The organism is Micromonospora sp. NPDC051196 (genome assembly GCF_040682415.1).
GTDB lineage: Bacteria > Actinomycetota > Actinomycetes > Mycobacteriales > Micromonosporaceae > Micromonospora.
Window position 1 is genome coordinate 131038 of sequence record NZ_JBFBAY010000002.1, and the last position, 16675, is coordinate 147712.

20 protein-coding genes are annotated in these 16675 nt (G+C 72.0%); 16 read left to right on the plus strand and 4 right to left on the minus strand.

Annotated features, from left to right (window positions below; all coding sequences use genetic code 11):
- Positions 1-31: 31 nt before the first annotated feature.
- The gene (locus tag AB0M35_RS06370; RefSeq protein WP_363742265.1) at positions 32-628 is read right to left on the minus strand and encodes a TetR/AcrR family transcriptional regulator; all 597 of its coding nucleotides are present in this window, start codon (positions 626-628) and stop codon (positions 32-34) included.
- Positions 629-731: 103 nt separating this feature from the next.
- Here AB0M35_RS06370 and AB0M35_RS06375 point away from each other — a divergent pair, with 103 nt between their 5' ends.
- Positions 732-1889: an FAD-dependent oxidoreductase gene (locus AB0M35_RS06375; protein WP_363742268.1), complete on the plus strand. Its 1158-nt coding sequence runs from the start codon at positions 732-734 to the stop codon at positions 1887-1889.
- A 21-nt stretch (positions 1890-1910) separates the two neighbouring features.
- On the opposite strand, the gene AB0M35_RS06380 is transcribed toward AB0M35_RS06375, so the two are convergent.
- Positions 1911-2591: a TetR/AcrR family transcriptional regulator C-terminal domain-containing protein gene (locus AB0M35_RS06380; protein ID WP_363742271.1), complete on the minus strand. Its 681-nt coding sequence runs from the start codon at positions 2589-2591 to the stop codon at positions 1911-1913.
- A 120-nt stretch (positions 2592-2711) separates the two neighbouring features.
- On the opposite strand from AB0M35_RS06380, the gene AB0M35_RS06385 reads away from it, so the two are divergent.
- On the plus strand, positions 2712-3401 hold the full coding sequence (locus AB0M35_RS06385) for a DUF4386 domain-containing protein (RefSeq protein WP_363742274.1): 690 nt from the start codon (positions 2712-2714) through the stop codon (positions 3399-3401).
- Positions 3402-3466: 65 nt separating this feature from the next.
- Positions 3467-3964 carry a hypothetical protein gene (locus AB0M35_RS06390; RefSeq protein ID WP_363742277.1) on the plus strand — a complete coding sequence of 166 codons (498 nt, stop codon included), beginning with the start codon at positions 3467-3469 and terminating at the stop codon, positions 3962-3964.
- Positions 3965-4064: 100 nt separating this feature from the next.
- On the opposite strand, the gene AB0M35_RS06395 is transcribed toward AB0M35_RS06390, so the two are convergent.
- A complete protein-coding gene (locus tag AB0M35_RS06395; protein WP_363743003.1) occupies positions 4065-4772 on the minus strand; it encodes an A24 family peptidase in 708 nt (235 codons plus the stop codon).
- A 763-nt stretch (positions 4773-5535) separates the two neighbouring features.
- On the opposite strand from AB0M35_RS06395, the gene AB0M35_RS06400 reads away from it, so the two are divergent.
- The 12 genes from AB0M35_RS06400 (at position 5536) to AB0M35_RS06455 (ending at position 14553) form a co-directional block, all read left to right on the plus strand.
- Positions 5536-6012 (plus strand): hypothetical protein, encoded by a 477-nt coding sequence (locus tag AB0M35_RS06400; RefSeq protein ID WP_363743005.1) that lies wholly within the window; start codon positions 5536-5538, stop codon positions 6010-6012.
- A 74-nt stretch (positions 6013-6086) separates the two neighbouring features.
- Positions 6087-6980, plus strand: a complete 894-nt coding sequence (locus AB0M35_RS06405; protein ID WP_363743007.1) for a hypothetical protein — start codon at positions 6087-6089, stop codon at positions 6978-6980.
- Positions 6977-7642 (plus strand): SAF domain-containing protein, encoded by a 666-nt coding sequence (locus tag AB0M35_RS06410; protein ID WP_363742280.1) that lies wholly within the window; start codon positions 6977-6979, stop codon positions 7640-7642. Before AB0M35_RS06405 ends, AB0M35_RS06410 begins: the two co-directional genes overlap by 4 nt.
- The gene (locus AB0M35_RS06415; protein WP_363742283.1) at positions 7642-8442 is read left to right on the plus strand and encodes a ParA family protein; all 801 of its coding nucleotides are present in this window, start codon (positions 7642-7644) and stop codon (positions 8440-8442) included. Before AB0M35_RS06410 ends, AB0M35_RS06415 begins: the two co-directional genes overlap by 1 nt.
- Positions 8432-9967: a CpaF/VirB11 family protein gene (locus tag AB0M35_RS06420; protein WP_363742286.1), complete on the plus strand. Its 1536-nt coding sequence runs from the start codon at positions 8432-8434 to the stop codon at positions 9965-9967. Before AB0M35_RS06415 ends, AB0M35_RS06420 begins: the two co-directional genes overlap by 11 nt.
- A 3-nt stretch (positions 9968-9970) precedes the next feature.
- Positions 9971-10873 carry a type II secretion system F family protein gene (locus tag AB0M35_RS06425; protein WP_363742288.1) on the plus strand — a complete coding sequence of 301 codons (903 nt, stop codon included), beginning with the start codon at positions 9971-9973 and terminating at the stop codon, positions 10871-10873.
- Positions 10870-11733, plus strand: a complete 864-nt coding sequence (locus tag AB0M35_RS06430; protein WP_363742291.1) for a type II secretion system F family protein — start codon at positions 10870-10872, stop codon at positions 11731-11733. Before AB0M35_RS06425 ends, AB0M35_RS06430 begins: the two co-directional genes overlap by 4 nt.
- 29 nt (positions 11734-11762) lie before the next feature.
- Positions 11763-11960, plus strand: coding sequence for a hypothetical protein (locus AB0M35_RS06435; RefSeq protein WP_363742294.1), 198 nt, complete (start codon positions 11763-11765; stop codon positions 11958-11960).
- Between the two features lie 2 nt (positions 11961-11962).
- A complete protein-coding gene (locus AB0M35_RS06440) occupies positions 11963-12406 on the plus strand; it encodes a TadE family protein (RefSeq protein WP_363742297.1) in 444 nt (147 codons plus the stop codon).
- Positions 12403-12858: a TadE/TadG family type IV pilus assembly protein gene (locus AB0M35_RS06445; protein WP_363743009.1), complete on the plus strand. Its 456-nt coding sequence runs from the start codon at positions 12403-12405 to the stop codon at positions 12856-12858. The genes AB0M35_RS06440 and AB0M35_RS06445 overlap by 4 nt, the downstream gene beginning before the upstream one ends.
- Complete coding sequence (locus AB0M35_RS06450; RefSeq protein WP_363742300.1) at positions 12855-13280, plus strand: pilus assembly protein TadG-related protein; 426 nt, start codon at positions 12855-12857, stop codon at positions 13278-13280. The genes AB0M35_RS06445 and AB0M35_RS06450 overlap by 4 nt, the downstream gene beginning before the upstream one ends.
- Positions 13281-13296: 16 nt before the next feature.
- Positions 13297-14553 (plus strand): LysM peptidoglycan-binding domain-containing protein, encoded by a 1257-nt coding sequence (locus AB0M35_RS06455; RefSeq protein ID WP_363742303.1) that lies wholly within the window; start codon positions 13297-13299, stop codon positions 14551-14553.
- 83 nt (positions 14554-14636) lie between these two features.
- On the opposite strand, the gene AB0M35_RS06460 is transcribed toward AB0M35_RS06455, so the two are convergent.
- Complete coding sequence (locus tag AB0M35_RS06460) at positions 14637-15488, minus strand: Rieske 2Fe-2S domain-containing protein (protein WP_363742306.1); 852 nt, start codon at positions 15486-15488, stop codon at positions 14637-14639.
- A gap of 253 nt (positions 15489-15741) precedes the next feature.
- Between AB0M35_RS06460 and AB0M35_RS06465 the strand changes: the two genes are divergently transcribed.
- Positions 15742-16659, plus strand: coding sequence for a hypothetical protein (locus AB0M35_RS06465; RefSeq protein ID WP_363742309.1), 918 nt, complete (start codon positions 15742-15744; stop codon positions 16657-16659).
- Positions 16660-16675: the final 16 nt, after the last annotated feature.

Below are 16675 nucleotides of genomic sequence, written 5' to 3' on the forward strand. Positions count from 1 at the left end.
GGTCAAACCCTGAGCATCATGGGCGCCGTGGTCATTGGGCGACGGTGGGGAATCCGTCGGTGAGCGCTGCGATTGCGCGGTGGAGCCGGCTGGCGGCCACCGGGCTGGTGCCGTCGGTCAGCGCCACGTGGTGCAGCACCCCGGTCACGACCAGGGCCAGCGCCTCCGGGTCGGCGCTCGCGGGCACCCGGCCCAACTGCTGCTCGGCGGCGAGGTAGCGGACGATCGCCCGTTCGACCGGTTGCAGGCCGGCGCTCCCGTCGCCCAACACCGACTCGACGCCGGCGGTGATGCCGGGTCGGTACGCCATCAGCCGGGTCATCGTCACCAGCGTGTCCACCGGGAGCGCCTGGCCGATCTCGCTGAGGTTCTCGGCGACCGTCGCGCTTCCGGCGCGGGCCGGGAGCCCGGCCACCGCGCTCGCGAGTTGGAAGCTCCGGTCGACCGCGTAGCCGACGAGGAAGTCGTCGAAGTTCGTGAAGTGGGTGAACAGCAGCCCGGTGGCGACGCCGGCTTCGCGGGTCACGGCCCGGCTGGTGAGCCGGCTCGGCCCTTCGCCGACGATGACGCGCTCCACGGCGGCGAAGAGGTGCTGCCGAGGCTCGGGGGTGGCGACTCCGCGCGGCATGCCTCTGATCTTAGGCGCGGCGCGGGAACCCCGGTTGCCCCGCATGAGCAAACGCTCATACTATTTGAGCGTACGCTCATTCTTGGTCTTGGAAGGGTGCCGGATGAGGCGAGCGGTGATCGTCGGCGCGGGGATCGCCGGTCTGGCCGCGGCTACGCGGCTCGGCCGCGACGGCTGGCGCACGACCGTGGTGGAGCGGGCCCCGGGCCGACGCAGCAGCGGCTACCTGGTGAACCTGCTCGGGTCGGGGTACGACGCCACGCAGCGCCTCGGCCTGCTCCCCGCCCTCTCCGACCGCGCGCTGGGTCTGTTCACCACAGTGCTGGTCCGCGCGGACGGGCGGCCGAAGTTCACCGTGCCGGCGGCCCTCGCCGAGGCCACCCTCGGCCCGCGCGCCATGACGGTGTTCCGCGGCGACCTGGAAGCCGCGCTGTACGACGCGGCCCGCGAGCACACCGAGTTCCGCTTCGGCACCACAGTCACCGCGATCGACCAGAATGCCGACCGGGTACGGGTCGAACTCAGCAACGGCAGCACCGAGGAGGCAGACCTGCTCGTCGGTGCCGACGGGGTGCACTCCGCCACCCGTGCGTCCGTGTTCGGCGCGCAGCACCGGGTCGACCTGCCGTACGTGGTGGCGGCGGTTCCGCTCGCCGAGCCGGTGGCGGAGGTGCCCGAGTCGTCCGCGACGACCTTCATCGGGCCCGGCCGGACGGCAGCCATCATCAACCTGGGGCCCGGCAGATCATCGGCGTTCTTCACCTACCGCTGCGATGATCCGGGGCAGGAGGTGGCTCGTGGCGCGGTCGACGCCGTCGGAGCGGCCTTCGCCGACCTCGCCGCCGGGGTGCCCGAGGCGCTTCGGCAGTTGGCCATCGATCCCGCCGGCGCCTACTTCGACCAGGTCAGCCAGGTGGTCATGCCCCGGTGGAGCGACGGTCGGGTGGTGTTGCTCGGCGACGCGGCCTGGTGCGTCACCCTCTTCGCTGGGCACGGTGCTGCCCTCGCCCTGGCCGGCGCGGACCGGCTCGGCGCCGCTCTGAGCCGGCCCGACCAGGACATCCCGACCGCCCTCGCCGGTTGGGAGGCGTCGCTACGACCGGAGGTCGTCAAGCGGCAGGCACTCGCCCGTCGGGGCATGCACCAGTACGCCCCACCGAGCCGCGTCCACGTGTGGCTGAACGACGTCACGATGCGCGCGATCACCCTGCCCGGCGTACGTGGTGTGCTGCGGCGCGCGGTCGAACGGCAGAACCGCTGACCGGGTTCGCCTGACCTGGACTCAGTCGCGGGCCTTTTCGAGGCCGTCGAAGAGCAGGTCGAGCGTGAACTCGAACTCGACCTGGCTGTCGCACCAGCCGAGCGTCGGGTCGTCGGCGGCATGCGCCTCGGCGGCCACCATCGCGGTCAGGTGGGGCAGTTGGGCGGCCATCGCGGCCAACTCCTCCTCGGCGGCCTCGACGTCGGTCTGACCGCCCGCCGACGCGGGCCGGAAGACCTCCTGGGCGAAGCCGAGTGCCAGGCTGCCGAACGCGTGTAGCGCCCGGTGGGCGATCCGGTAGGAGAAGCCGCCGTCGCGCAGCGTGGCGATGATGCCGTCGTAGTAGCCGTACAGCCCGGCGGGGATGTTGGGGCGGGCGCCGAGCAGCGCGGGTGCCCAGGGATGACGCAGCATCACCGAGCGGGCTGCCAGGAACCGTTGCCGCAGGCGAGCACGCCAGTGCCCGCCGTCCAGTGTGGTGTCGACGGCTGCCTGAATCTCGGCGGCGACCGCCTCGGCGAGCCCGTCGAGCAGACCTTCCTTGCCGGGCAGGTGGTGGTAGAGCGACATCGCCTCGACACCGACTTCGGCAGCCAGTCGACGCATGGTCAGCGCGGCCAGACCTTCGGCGTCCACCAGGGCGATCGCGGCGGCCAGGGCCCGCTCCCGACTCAGCGGTTCTCGAAACTTCCTCGCACCCAATGCGGCTCCCCATCTTCCCTTGACCTTACATCGTATGGTTGCCTTACGCCGTAAGGCTCAGGTGTTGCGCAGAACGACACCCGAAAACCGGATCCGCTACCGCATACCGAAGGAGCCGCCATGCCTCCGCTGATCCGCACCGCCCGTACGACCGGCTTGTTCTACCTCAGCCTGGCCGTCGCCGGCGCACTGGGTTTCCTGACCATCCGGCCCCGAATCTTCGCCGCCGGTGACCCCGAGGCGACCCTCGCCCACCTGGTGCAGAACGAGTCCCTGGCCCGGGTCGCGATCGCGCTCGAACTGCTTGTCGTGCTCACCCAGACCGGCACCGCCGTCTGGTTCTACCGGCTGTTCCGCACCGTCGACGGCACCGCCGCCGGCTGTATCGCCGCCTTCGGCATGATCAACGCCATCGCGATCCTCGGCAGCGCCGCGCTCCTCGCGACCGCCACCGAGGTGTCGGCCCAACCGTTCGGTGACGCCGCCGACACCGTCCAACTGCTGTATCTGGTCAGCGGGAACCTGTGGACCGTGGGTGGGCTCTTCTTCGGCCTCTGGCTCGTACCGATGGGCTGGTGTGTGCTGCGGTCCGGGTGGCTGCCCCGCGCGCTCGGCTGGGTCCTCGTCGTCGGGGGCATCGGCTACCTGCTCAACACGTTCATCGCGTACCTCGCCCCCGACGCGGGGATGCTCGCGGACCTGCTGGTGGTCCCGGCGACCGTCGGCGAGTTCTGGATCCTCGGGTACCTGATCATCCTGGGCCTCCGGAAGTCGGCGCTGCCGACGCCGGCCGAGGCGCCGTGTCGTTGATCCGGTTGTGCCCGTTGCCCACCGGTGACCACGGTGGAGGGCGTCGACCGACCGGGAGGTACGCCGTGACCAGCGAACGCGAGACCGTCGAGGTCGACACCGCGATGTTCCAAGCCGTCTACGACTCACCCGCCTCGCTGCCGGGCCGGCATCGCTGGACCACCCCCGAGGCCGACGTACGCCGGATCGAGAAGCTGCTGGGCATGCCACCGCGCACCATCGGCGCCCCGCTGTGGGTCAGCGGCGACCAGCCGGACTGCCCGACGTGCGCTCGCCGGATCACTTGGTACGACATCGTCTCCTCGGCCCTGAAGGGCGTGCACGACCCGACGATGATCGCGACGGTGATCCTCGGCGAGCGCCGCTACGTCAACACCGGTCTTCCCGCCGCCATCGCCGGCGTACGCTGCGCCGACTGCCGCACCCCGATCGAGGGGCTACGCAGCTTCAAGTGCCACAACTGGGCGTACGCCTTCGAGGAGCTGACCGCCGTACGGCAGCGGATGGCGGGCGGCTCAGTCCTCGGCGAGCAGCAGGAGCACCTGCCGCAGCCCGCCGACTGACAGTTTGTTAATAAGGGGCCCTTCCTCTACCGCAGGCGTTAATAAGGTGCCCTTCCTTACCGCCCCTTGGGGCGGCGGCCGGCCGGGGAAGCCGGCCCGCTCACCACACCAGCAGCAGCGCCCCCAGGGTGCCGAGCACCAGGTACGGCCCGAACGGCAGATGACTCGACCAGCGGGCCCGTCGGGTGACCAGCAAGCCGAGGGCGACCAGGCCGGACATCGTCACCGCGAGCAGCAGCCCGAGCACGGGGATCGCCCAGCCGTACCAGCCGAGCAGGGCGCCCGCGCTCAGGGCGAGTTTGGCGTCACCGATGCCGAAACCCCGGGCACCGAACAGCAGCGTGGTGGCGGCGAAGAAACCGGCCAGCCCGAGCGCGGCGGCGGTGGCGCGCAGCCATGGTGTCGGCCCGGCGTCGGCCAGTGCGGTCAACCCGAGCAGCAGCCAGGTGCCGGCGGCGGCCGGCAGGGTGAGCCGGTCGGGCAGCCGGTGTACCGCGAGGTCGACGAAGACCAGCGGCACCGCGAAGGCCAGCCACCAGGCGGTGGCGATCAGTTCACCCGCGGGCGGGTGGGCCAGCAGCAGGATGGCGACGGCTGCCACGGTGACCAGTTCGACGGTGGCCGGTGGCGCGCCGATCCGGGCTCGGCAGTTGCCGCAGCGGGCGGTCGGGCCGAGCGCCGGCCAGGGCTGGTCGAGGCCGATCGTCGTGCCGCAGGCGTCGCATCCGCTGCGGCGGTCGGCCCCCGGCGGTACGGCGTGCCGGGCGACGGCGTACCGCAGCAGCGGGGTGAAGGCCAGCACCGCCATGGGCCGGGGCCGCCGGGTGGAGGTGGTGGGTGGCGGGCTGTCGTGCCGCGCCGGCTCGGTGGCGTACGACCGGCTCACGCCAACCTCCCGACGAAGGTGAATACGTTACGTAATCTGACCGCTCGGATCCACAGGTGATCCGAAAGTTGCGAAACGGAACCCTGTAGGACGGCCGCGACTCGATCGAATTGCGCTGCCAAGATCAACGGGATTCCCATCCCGAGCAATTGCTGAGCCGATTTGACCGGTAAGCCGGGGGACGGATCGGGCCACATGCCATTTCCCACCCCGCCGCATCCAACCTCGGCGCCACCGGCGTGGCAGCGGATCTCGTCGAGGCGCCGCTCGGGCCGATCCGACGCCGAACCGGCCCTGACCGCCCCCGGCAACCCTCCGGTAACCATCGAGCACCACCACCGTTCATGACTCAGAGTAGTCGCGTGAATTGCCTCTGTTGCATCGGCCGGCGTCAGCTTATGCTCGCCCCTTGGATGTGACGCAACCCACGTCCGACGGCCACAACCACCCAGGACAGTGCATTTGTAGAAGATCCGTAAGGGCAAATGCGACTGCGTATTGGACCGGCCCGGAGAGGACCATCCGGTCGCGCTGCCGCACGCCCTGAAACGTCGGCGACGGCGGTCGCCGGGTCGGTACCGAGGAGGGCACGAGGGTGCGAACACGGCAGCTGAGTCGCTGGACAGCCGGCTTGGTCGCGGTGGCCACGGTCGGCACGACCACCGCCTGCACCAGCCCGCCGGAAATGTCCGGCACCACCTCCACGGATCGGCACAGGCCCGCCGGCAGCGAACGGGCCGCCGACGAGAAGGCCGCCGAGAAGGCGGCACTGAAGGCGTACGCCGGTTATCTGACCGCGTCCCGGGCGGCGAGCCGACACAGCGACCCGGAACATCCGGAACTGAGCCGGTTCGTCGCCGACCCGCTGCTGACCCGGGTCCGGCTGAGCCTGCGGCAAGCCCGCGCCAACGGCGCGGTCAGCGCCGGCACCCTGCGCTCCGACCCCACGGTGATCTCGGTCGACCTGGCCGCCGAGCCGCCGACCGTGGAGATCCAGGACTGCGTGGACGCCACCGGATACCGACTGGTCTACGTCGCCGACGAGAAGGTGGTGCCGGGCACCCGGGGCACGCGTCACCTCGCCACCGCCACCGCCACCCGCTATCCCGACGGTCGCTGGCTGATCAGCAGCGGTTCGGCCCACCAGGACCAGCCGTGCTGACCCGGGCGACGAACCACCGGCCGCCGACCGATCCGAGCTTGCAACGGCCGTGGACGGCTGCAGCCGTCCGCCGGGTGCTGCTCGGCGGCGTACTGGCGCTGCTGCTGGTCACCGGCCCCGCGGTGCCGGCCGGTGCCGCCGACCCCGGCGGCGAATGCCCGCCCGCCCAGCCCAACTGCAACGTCTGGGACGACGACCCGGGCACCCCCGGCGGCGGGGGCAACGGTGGCGACAACGGCGGGAACAACGGCGGTGGAGGTTCCGGCGGGGGCGTCTGCCAGTGGAACGGCCGCACCATCCCCTGCTACGACGAGGACCTGGGCTGGTTCAACAACGGCGACGGCTGCTACTACAAGCTCGCCGAGCCGCAGCAGGAGGCACCCGAGGGCTGGCAGTGGTACGTGCTCACCTGCGACGGCGGCTCACTGGGCAGCGTACGCACCGAACTGTTGGAGGGACCGCCACCGGGCTTCGGCGCCCCGCCGGACCCGGAGGAACTGGCCCGCCGGGCGTTCGCCTCCATCACCCTGCTCGCGCCCCGAGCGGCGGTAGCGCCGCGCAAGGACGTCGGTCCCGGGCTGGTCGGCCTGCCGGTCTGGATGTGGGGCAGCCGAGGCGCCACCTACTTCGGCCCGCAGAGCGCGTCCGCCTCCGACCGGGGCCTGACCGTCACCATCCGGGCCGAGGTCGACCGGATCGTCTGGAACATGGGCAACGGCGACCGGGTCACCTGCGACGGCCCCGGCACCGCGTACGACCGGCGGAGCCGACACGCCGGCGGGCGCTCCCCCGACTGCGGCTACCACAAGGGCTACACCAAGGCCGGCACGTACCGCGTCCAGGCCACGACGCACTGGAGCGTCACCTGGCGCAGCAGCGGCGGCGAGACCGGGAGCATCGGCGGCGTCACCCGCACCACCGGCCCGGTGCAAATCCAGATCGACGAGCTTCAGGTGGTGACCCGATGAGCGTGGCGACCCGCAACGGACCCTCTCCGGTGGACGCGCCGGTCGCCCCACCCAAGGTGGTCCGGCAACGCCGGGTACGGCCCGGGCTGCTCGGGCTGGCCGTACTGCTGATCGCCCTCGGCGGGCTGGGTGCGGCGTTCGCGGTCACCTCGGTCCGGGCGACCGGCAGCTACCTGGCGATCGCCCGGACGGTCGAGGTCGGCAGCGTGCTCAGCGCCAGCGACCTGGTCTCGGTGCAGGTGGCCGGTGGGCAGGGGCTCGACCCGGTGCCGGCCGGACGGCTCGACGACGTGGTCGGGATGCGCGCCGCCGTCTCGCTCGCCCCCGGCACCTTGCTGACCATGGCGCAGCTCACCGACGAACCGTTGCTCGGCCCCGGGCAGCAACAGATCGCCCTCGGATTACGCACGGCCCAGGTGCCGGCTCCCAAGCTTCGCCCCGGCGACCAGGTCCTGCTGGTCAGCATCCCCCGCGACAACAACAGCAGCAGCAGCTCGGCGTCCGGCACCACCCGGTTCACCGCGACCGTCACCGACGCGGTCAGCACCGACGGCCGCGACGAGGTGGTGGTCTACCTGGCCCTGGCCGTACGGGACGTGCCAGCCGTGGTGGCGTTGGCCGCGCAGGACCGGATCGCGGTCGTGCTCACCAAGGCGGCCTGATGGCGATCATCGCGCTGGTCTCGGCCAAGGGCTCGCCGGGGGTGACCACCACCGCGTTGGCCTGCGCGCTGAGCTGGCATCGTCGGGTGGTCCTCGCCGAGTGTGACCCGGCCGGCGGCTCGATCCTCGCCGGTTACCTGGGCGGCGCGCTGGACGGCCCCCGCGGCCTGGGCGAACTGGCCGTCGGGGAACTGCGCGACGGCAACCTCGACACGGCGTTCTGGTCACAGCTGGTGGACCTGGACGCGCCGCGCCGGGAACGCCTGCTGCTGCCCGGAGTCGTCGACCCGGCCCAGGCCGGCAGCGTCATCCCGCTCTGGCAGCGGTTCGCCGACTTCTTCACCGGGCTGGAACGTGGCGATCCGCCGTACGACGTGATCGTCGACTGTGGACGGCTGCACGTGGTCGGCACGCCGTGGCCGCTGCTGCGGGCCGCGTCGGTGGTGCTGGTGGTGACCCGGGCGCAGCTGCCCGACCTGTCCGGCACCCGCGCCATGCTCAAGACGCTCGAACGAGACTTCGCCGAGCATCGGGTGGAGCCCGGCACGCTGCGGCTGCTGCTGGTCGGTGACGGCCACGGCAAGGGCGACATCAGCAAGGCCCTTCAGCTGCCGGTGATCGCCCGGCTGCCGCACGATCCGCGTACCGCCGGGGTGTTGAGCCTGGGCGGCACGGTGCGCGCCGGACGGCCGTTGCTGCGCGCGGCCCGTGGGCTTGAGGTGCCGGTCGGCGCGCTGCTGGAACGGCGGCGAGCCCGCCTGGCCTGGCCGGTCTCGCAGGGGGTGCCGGATGCGCTTTGAACCGGTTTCCTCGGATCCCCGGCGGCAGCCGCCCGGCGCGACCTCGATCGCCCCGCCGTTGCCCCCGGCCAACGGGCGCCACCCGGCGACGGTGCCGGTGCCCGTGTCGGCCGTACCGGCAGCACCCGAGCCGCAACCCCGGCCACGGGTGGACTTCCAGGTGGTCCGAGAGCTGCGCCGCCAGCTGAGCGAACAGCTCACCCGGTGGCAGCGGGGCCGGGAGTTCAGCGTCGACGAGGAGGACACCGAACGGGCCCGGCTCGCGGTGCAACTGGTCGCCGAGTACGCCGACTCGGTGCGCCGGGCCGGCACCCCGATGGCCGCCGGTGCGGAACGGCTGCTGCTCGACCAGGTCACCGCCGAGCTGGCCGGCCTCGGTCGACTGCAGACCCTGCTCATCGACGACACCATCGAGGAGGTCCACATCCTCGGTTGCGACCAGGTGCGCATCACCCGGCACGGCGGTGGCGTCGACTGGGTCGAGCCGATCGCCGACAGCGACGACGAACTGGTGGAGATCCTCCAGGCGGCGGCCCGCCGGGCCGGCGCCACCGAACGCTCGCTGTCCACCTCGAAGCCCACCCTGGACCTGCAACTGCCCGACGGCAGCCGGCTGGCGGCGGTGTTCCTGGTCAGCCACCGCCCGTACGCGGTGATCCGCAAGCACAACACCCTCGACGTGACCCTCGACGACCTGGCGGGCAGCCGGGGTGACCTGGACGAGATGGTCGACCCGCTGCTGCGCGACTTCCTCCGCGCGTCGATGCGCGCCGGGCTGAACATCATGGTCGCCGGGCTGGCCGGGGCCGGTAAGACCACTGTCATCCGGGCGCTGATGAGCGAGATCCCGCCCGACGAGCCGTACGTGCTGCTGGAGGAGAGTCGGGAGTTGCTGCCGGCCCGCCGGACCGAACGGCACCGGGCGGTGATGAGCTTCGAGGCCCGAGAGGGACACGGCGAACGCGGGCCCGACGGCCGACCGGCCGGTGAGGTCAGCATCGCCGACCTGATCCCGGTGTCGCTGCGGATGGGCGTACTGCGGATCATCGTCGGTGAGGTGCGCTCCCGGGAGATCGTGCCGATGCTCCAGGCGATGACCACCAGTCGGGGATCGATGTGCACGATCCACGCCCGTACCCCGGGTGGGGTCAGCGAACGGATCATCGAGTTGGCGCTGGCCCACGGCCGGGAGATGACGGTCGACCAGGCCCGCCGGATGGCCGGCAACGCGCTCGACCTGATCGTCTACGTCGCCGTGGAGGACGAGACCGGCATCGGTGGGCGTAAGCACCGGTTCGTCTCGCACGTCGAGGAGGTGATCGGTGTCGGTGACAGCAACCGGATCACCACCACCAAGGTGTTCGGGCCCGGCCCGGACGGCCGGGCGGTGCCCCGACACCTGCCCGAGCGGGTCCGGGATCAGCTGTTGCGGGTGGGCTACGACGCCCGGTTGTTGAGCCGCTGGATCGAGGCCGGGCAGGGCGCCTGGCGTCGGCCCAAGCAGACCCGACTCGGTCGGCGGTGAGTGGTGCTCGACAACATCGAACTGATCGCCGTGGTCTCCGGGGCGGCCTGCGTGGCCGGGTTGGTGTTGACGGTCGTCGCGCTGGTCGGCACGCGCCGCCCGCCCGGCCCGGCGCCGGGCGCCGGCCCGGGGATCAGCCGGCTGTGGCGCGGCTCCGGCACCACCGTCCGCGAGCAGCAGGCCCACCAGGCGCTGCTGATCGGCGCGGTGGTCGCGGGCGCGCTGGCCTTCCTGTTGACCGGGTTGCCGGTGGTCGGCCTGCTGGTCGCGGTGGCGGTACCCGGCACACCGTGGCTGTTCTCGGTCGGCCGGGCCGAGCAGCGGGCCATCGCCCGGATCGAAGCGGTCGGTGAGTGGACCCGCCGACTGAAGGACGTCTCCGCCACCGGGCAGGGACTCCAGCAGGCGATCATCGGCACGGTCGGCACCGCGCCCGAGGAGATCGAGGAGGAGGTACGGCTGCTCGCCGCCCGACTTCAGGCCGGCTGGCTGGCCCGCTCCGCTCTGCTGGCGTTCGCCGACGAGATCGGCGACCCGGTCTGCGACCAGGTGGTCGCGGCGCTCATCCTGCACCTGACCGACCGGGGTGAGCGGCTCGGCGACGTGCTCGGCTCGATCGCCACGGCGGCGGCGGCCGAGGTCGCCACCCGGCGGGAGATCGAGGCCAAACGCACCCAGCCCCGCTTCGCGGTCCGGTTCCTCACCGGGATGACCCTGGCCACCATCGCGTACGGGCTGTTCAACGCCGAGTACGTGCAGCCGTACGGCACGCCCTTCGGGCAGCTGGTGATGGCGGTGCTCGGTGCCTCCTTCGTGGGCCTGCTGGCCTGGGTGCGCTCGATGAGCCAACCACCGCGACCGGCCCGCTTCCTGCCCGCCCCCGATCCCGACGAGGTGGTGGCGTGAACCTGCATCTCACCATCGCCGTGGTCGCCGGGGCGGCGATCGGGCTGGGCGTGTTCCTGGTGATACGCGAACTGGTGCCGGCCACCCCCGCGCTCGGCCCGGCGCTGCGCCGATTGCACCCACCGGCCGGAGTCGCCCGGCCCAACCCCGCTGACCCTCGGCTGGACTGGCTCACCGGCCTGGCCCGCTGGCTGCGCCCACCACACCGACAGCTCGCCCTGCTCGACCGTACCCCCGAGCAGTACGCGCTCTCCCTGGTGTCGTCCGCGCTGATCGGGCTCGCCGCACCGGCCCTGCTCAGCTTCACGCTGTTCGCCGTCGGCGTGTCGCTGCCGGTGGCCGTACCGGTGCTGGGCAGCCTCGGCCTGGCGGCGCTCTGTGCCCTGGTGGCGCATCGGGCGGTGCTGACCCGGGCCGAGGCCGCCCGAGAGGAGTTCCGCCAAGCGGTCTGCACCTACCTGGACCTGGTGGCGTTGCAGCTCTCCGCCGCGCACGGGCCGGTGCAGTCGCTGGAACGGGCGGCGGCGATCTGCGAGGGCTGGGTGTTCGAGCGGATCTCCGAGGCCTTGCGGATGGCCCAGATGCAGATGCACTCGCCCTGGGACGAGTTGCGTGACCTCGCCGACCGGATCGGCATCCCCGAATTGGGCGACGTCGGCGCGATCATGCGGTCCTCCGGCAGCGAGGGCGCCCAGGTTCACGAGACGCTACGCAGCCGCGCCGACTCGCTACGCGACCAGATCCGCACCGACAACCTGGCCCGCGCCGAGGGGGTGACCAGTCGGCTCGACATTCCCGGCGCGCTGCTGGTCTTCGTCCTGCTCGGCTTCGCCATCTATCCGTTCCTGGCCCGCCTCTAGGCCAATCCCTTTTGCAAAGGAGCAGTCCGATGTCGCTCATCACCTACCTACACGCCACGCTACGGGCGCGGTTGGCCGAACTCACCGGCGATCGCGGTGACAGTCCGGTGCCCACCGCCGTGATCATCTTCGGTCTGGTGACGGTGGCCCTCGCGGTGACCGCCGCCGCCCTCACCGCCGCCAACGGCTGGATGGACGCCATCCCCGGCCCTGGGGATGCTGACTGACGATGCGTCGTTTCCGGTCCGAGAGGTGGTGCCGGTGGGCCGTGGCGCACCGGCACCACCGGCTGCCGGGCGACGGTGAACGGGGCGGCAACCCGGTCGAGTTGGCCGTGACGCTGCCGGCGATCCTGCTGATGCTGTTCGCCTCGATCCAGGTCGCCGCGGTCTTCGTGGCCCGCTCGACCGCGCTCAACGCCGCGCAGAGCGGCGTCAACGCCCAACGGCTGCACGAGGCCGCCCCGAACGCCGGTGCCGAGCGGGCGACGAAGTTCCTCAACCAGGCGGGCGACTGGCTGGTCGGCTGGGAGAACCCGGGGCCCAGCTGCGTCACCACGGCCACCGATGTGACCTGCACGGTGACCGGTCGCGCCCTGTCGATCGTGCCGGGCGTCAAATTCTCGGTGCGGCAGACCGCACACGGGACGGTGGAACGGTGGACCGCACCATGAGCCGGGGCTCGGTCTCGATCGAGGTGGCCGTCCTGGCACCGGCCTTCGTGGCGCTGATGGTGCTGGCCGGGGTCGCCGGTCGTACCGCCGTGGCCAGTGAGGCGCTGGAGGCCGCCGCCCACGACGCCGCCCGCGCGGCCTCGATCTCCCGGGACGCCGCCACCGCCCGCCGAGAGGCCCGGGAGGCGGCCCGGCAGCAACTCGACTGGCGCGGTGTGGCCTGCACCGGCGCCCCACAGATCACCTTCCGGGGTACGGTCGGCGGCCGGTCCACCACCTTCAACGCGGCGTTCCGCAGCCCCGTCGGGCAGGACGCCTCGATCACCGTCGAACTCGCCTGCACAGTGTCCTACCAGGACATCAGGCTTCCCGCGCTGAAGAACATGCCAGCGGGCAACCGGATCACCGCCTCGTTCACCTCGCCACTGGACCGCTACCGGAGTCGAGGATGACCGCCGGCCGGGGCGAGGACGGGCGGGTGAGCATCTTCCTCGCCATCGCCCTCGTCGGGGTGCTGGCCATCATCGGCATGGCATTCGACGGCGCGGGACAACTGCGTACCCTCCAGCGGGCCGAGAACCTGGCTGCCGAGGCGGCGCGGGCGGGTGGCCAGGCCATCGACCGGGCCACCGCCATCGAGGGCGGACCCAAGCAGATCAACCGGCCGCAGGCCCGTCGCGCCGTGGCGGACTATCTCGCCGCCGCCGGGGCCAACGGCCACACCGTCAGCTTCCCGGTGGTCGACGGCGAAACCCTGATCCGGGTACGCGTCACGGTCACCTACCGCCGGGCCATGCTCGGCCTCCTCGGCTTCTCCAACACCGTCACCGTCTCCGGTGAGGCGACCGCGCGTCCGCTGACCGGGCTCCCCTGAGAGAAGGAAGGTCGTCATGGCCGCATCGGGTGGCACCGCCGTAAGGCGGCTCGGTCGCATCCTGACCGGTATCGGTGCGCTCGTCGTGCTGGTCGGCCTGCTGGTCGGCGGGCCGATCGCGCTCGTCGCCTTCGCCGGCAATCCGTTGCCCGACCACGTACCCACGCTGGCGGAGATCGGCACCACCCTCACCAGCCGCGACGACGGCCAACTGTTCCTGCGGGCACTGGCCTTGGTCGGCTGGTTCGGTTGGGCCACCTTCGCCCTCTCCGTACTCGTGGAGCTGAGCGCCCACACGCTGCGCCGACCGGCGCCCCGGCTGCCCGGGATGGGCCGGCAGCAGCGGGCCGCCGCCGCCCTGGTCGGTTCCGTCGCGCTGATCCTCGTCGCCAGCCCGGCCGCCGCCGCCACCGCCGCCTACACCACTGGGCCGTACGCCGCAGCTTCCACCGCAACCGTCGCGTACGCCTCGCCGGCAACCGCCACCACACTCGGATCCGGCAGCTCAGCTACTCAGCCGGCAACGGAGTTGCGGCTGACGATGGGCTCCACCACCGCCGATTCCACGGCGGCAGCGACTCCGGTCTATCGGGTGGCCAAGGGCGACTACCTCGGCAAGGTCGCCGACCGGTACCTCGACGACTTCGACGACTACCGCAAGCTCGCCGCGCTCAACGGGCTACGCGACCCGGACCAGATCCGCCCCGGACAGCTGATCAAGCTTCCGGCGGATGCCCAGGACCAAGGCGCACGGGCGCACGCCACCGGTCGGCTGGTCACCCCGGACGCGACGCCGGCACGGCCCTCGCCCACCCCGGCCGCTCCGGACAGCGGGGCGGGAGCGCGACCCACCCCGACAAACCCTGGCGGGGCCGGGCCGGGCGGAACCACGCAGGATGGGACCACGCAGGGTGGGGCAACGCAGCAGCCGGGCGGAGCCACCGGGCAACCGGGTGGGACAACGCCGCAGCCGGGATCCGCGACATCCGCACCTGCCGCGCCGGAGGATCGGCAGCCGACGTCGCCGCGCGACGATTCCGACGGCCACCCGCCGGTGGTGACGGTGGGCGCAGCCCGTGCCGGCGATCCCGACCGGGTGAACCGCCCTCTGGCCATCTCCGCCGTACTGGCCGTGGCCAGCATCGTCGGCGCGCAGATCGGCGCCGTGCTGGGCTTGCGCCGACGGCCGGTGGCCGCCTCGGCCAGCACCTGGCAGCACCGACGCAGCAGCACGCCACGCGAACTTCCCGCCGGCCGGCACCGTAAGGACTGACCAACGACCGGCGTCGCCGGCTGCGGCGGCCGCAGCGCGGCAGCAGGCCGCAGGTCATCGCGCCTGCCGGTCGCGCGAGCAGGTCAGGGCAGGCGTGCCTCAAGCTTGCCGTTCACCACGCGGGTGGGCAGGATCTGCTGGTCGTTCGAGGACGGGCCGTGCACCACCTCGCCACCGTTGAGGCGGAAGGTGCTGCCGTGCCAGGGGCAGACCACACAGGCATGACCGTCGATCTCGCGTACCTCGCCCTCGCCGAGCGGCCCGCTCTGGTGCGGGCAGCGCTCCAGCATCACGGTCACGTCGTCGCCGTGCCGGTAGAGGATCACCGAGACGTCGTCGACCTTGCGGGTGACCAGTTCCCGTTGGGGCAGGCTGGCCATCTCGTCGATCGCATGCCAGCCGTCGCTGATCAGGTGCAGGTCGGAGACGCTCACGTTCACCTGGGCGCCCTGCTTGTACGCCAGATGGCCACCGATGTACGCCCCGGCGCTCGCGGCACTGAGTCCGAGGAAGCCGAGCGTACGGCCGAGGCCGTGGCGGCCCGACAGCCGGGCGGCCAGCGAGCCCCCGTACAACGCCAGCGCGACGCTGTTCGACGCGGCGTGCACCAGGCCCACCCGGCGCTGGTCACGGGCGAGGGCCGCCCAGTCGTTGAGCCCAGCCACTGCGGCCGGGACGGCGCTGGCGGTGCCGACCGCGATGAGCGCGGTGGCCGCCCGCCGCTGGCCCGGCAGCAGGTCCAGTACCGCCGCGCTCATCCAGGAACCGACCGTGACCTGCACCATCGCAGGGTGCAGCGGATGCCCCAACCAGACACCGTGCAGCAGATCGCGGACGCGCTGGCCACGCAAAGTGCCCTGTACCGCGCGCTGCAACCGATCGCCGAAACGGTCAAGGCGGGAGTTCTGCTCAATCTTCGTCAATAGCGCTCGCACGGGTACCGACTTCCCGCCCTACGCGCCCCCAAACCGCCCCCCAAGGACAATCTCCCCACTCCCCACTCCCCACTCCCCACTCCCCACCCTCACCCCCTCACCTCGCCGATCTTGCACTTCAGGTCGCCGATCAGCCCCTTATGCACCCCTTTGTCGAGACACAAAGTGCAAGATCGACGGGGTGAGGGGTGGGGTGAGGGGGTGGGGTGAGGGCGGGGTGAGGGGTGGAGTGGGGTGGGCTAGCCTGCATCGGGTGGGGAATCTGCCGTTGGCCGCAGGGCCGACCCGGCGCACCGTGTTGGCGACGGCGACGGCGGTCAGCCTGCTCAGCTCAGCGTGCGCTCCTGCCCCCTCGCGCGCCACCACCGAGTTGGACGCGGGCGCGCTCATCGACGAGCTGACCAGATCGTTGTCCCCGGACGGCCCGTACCGTGATCCGGACGCGTCGGAACGGCGTACGGCCGACCGGGCGGCACGGTCGCTGCTGGCGGCGACCGACAAGGCCGACGACACCGACCGGCTCTTCGCCGACCTGGGGTTCCAGGCCCGGCACGGCATCGATCCGACCACCGGCCGGAAATGCAGCATCTATCTTGCCAGCGGCTCCGACGACCGGACCTGGGGCGCGGTGCTGGCCGACCGGTCCGCCACCCCGCGCACGGTGATCGAGGTGCCGCACCCTGGGTTCGACATCAACACCGAGAAGCTCGGGCTGGCGTTGCATCGCCGGGTTCCCGGCAGCGTGCTCCTCGTGGCGGGCGCACACCGGCAGGCCGCCGCCGGCGCCGCCGACGTGGCGCACAACAACCGCTCGCTGTTCCACAGTCTGGCCGTGGCGTTCGCCGGCGCCGGCCTCGACGAGATCCAGCTGCACGGCTTCGCCGACCGCAACCTGCCCACCTCGGACATCGTCGTATCGACCGGCTCGGCGCCGACGAACCGGCTGGCCCGCCGGATCGCCGACGGCGTCTCCGAGCTTGGTCTGCGCACCTGCCGGGCCTGGGTGCGCCGGTGCGGCCAGTTGGAAGGACGGACCAACCAGCAGGGTCGTGCCGCCGCCGAGGCCGGGACCGTCTTCGTCCACCTGGAGTTGAGCTGGTCGATCCGAAGCGACGTGGCCAGCGGCGATCAGGTGGTGGCGGCGTTGGCGGAGCAGCTCGCCGAGGGCTGACCCCGACGAGCCGTCC